Annotated in this window: 1 pseudogene; it reads right to left on the minus strand. The window is 37.7% G+C overall.

Going from position 1 to position 530, the window contains the following annotated elements:
* Window positions 1-182: 182 nt before the first annotated feature.
* Window positions 183-530 (minus strand): annotated as a pseudogene (locus tag OM074_RS21200) (ATPase); the annotation flags it as partial.

Genomic DNA, 530 nt, shown 5'->3' on the forward strand with positions numbered 1-530 from the left:
TCTGGATGACTGGATAAAGATCGTTGAAAATGTTCCTCATCATGGAAATGAATTCCTGTTACTGATTTGATTAATTCAAATACAGGTTTGGCTGTTCCCCCGGTAAACACATTGGCCAACAAGGGCAGGCCTTTTTCAAATAGAATATTTTTTAGTGACATCGTTTTATGTTTATAGATTTTTTACTTGCGTTTGTCTGCAGCGTTGTCGGGAAATGAAACCACATTCATCATCTCCCTCAAACGGCTCCTTACCCTTGCCCCATACTGCTTTTCAATTTCTGAGGCATTCAAATTCGTTGTCATATGGGTGATCAATCCATCAGAGATAAACAGGTCGTACCTGGATAATAGTATTTCCGATAACGCATTACACTCATTACCAAAATGCTTTAGATTTTCTTCAGCTCCTAAATCATCAAAACAGATCGTTTTGGGAATCTTTGCTCCTGGTTTTATTTCAAAAGATTTCTTGCTATACCGGTGAATCACATCATAGCCATCTTTATGAAATTCAAAGCTGATATCCCT

The organism is Plebeiibacterium marinum, assembly GCF_026013615.1.
In the GTDB taxonomy this organism is placed as follows: Bacteria; Bacteroidota; Bacteroidia; order Bacteroidales; family Marinilabiliaceae; genus Saccharicrinis; species Saccharicrinis marinus_A.